The organism is Paenibacillus aceti, from assembly GCF_003614185.1.
Lineage (GTDB): Bacteria > Bacillota > Bacilli > Paenibacillales > Paenibacillaceae > Fontibacillus > Fontibacillus aceti.
In genome coordinates this window covers 4,414,865-4,415,183 of record NZ_KZ987724.1, presented here as the reverse complement: position 1 = coordinate 4,415,183, position 319 = coordinate 4,414,865, and the positions used below count along the sequence as shown (strand labels likewise).

Sequence of the window (319 nt, the reverse complement as noted above, 5' to 3'; positions counted from 1 at the left end):
ATAAATGGTGCCGGCGAGAGGACTTGAACCCCCAACCTACTGATTACAAGTCAGTTGCTCTACCAATTGAGCTACACCGGCATATGATATTAAAATGGTGGAGGCTAACGGGATCGAACCGCTGACCCTCTGCTTGTAAGGCAGATGCTCTCCCAGCTGAGCTAAGCCTCCAGGTAATATGGTAGCGGCGGAGGGGATCGAACCCCCGACCTCACGGGTATGAACCGTACGCTCTAGCCAGCTGAGCTACGCCGCCATATTAATATTTATAGCTTGTATATAATGGCGGAGAGAGAGGGATTCGAACCCTCGCACCGCT

The 319-nt window shown here is 52.0% G+C and carries 3 tRNA genes; all 3 read right to left on the bottom strand.

The features are described from left to right. Nucleotides 1-5 precede the first annotated feature (5 nt). Nucleotides 6-81 (bottom strand) — tRNA-Thr (locus BFJ94_RS19875). 14 nt (nt 82-95) lie between these two features. Next, nucleotides 96-171, bottom strand: a tRNA-Val gene (locus BFJ94_RS19870). 8 nt (nt 172-179) lie between these two features. Next, nucleotides 180-256: transfer RNA gene (locus BFJ94_RS19865), tRNA-Met, on the bottom strand. Nucleotides 257-319 lie beyond the last annotated feature (63 nt).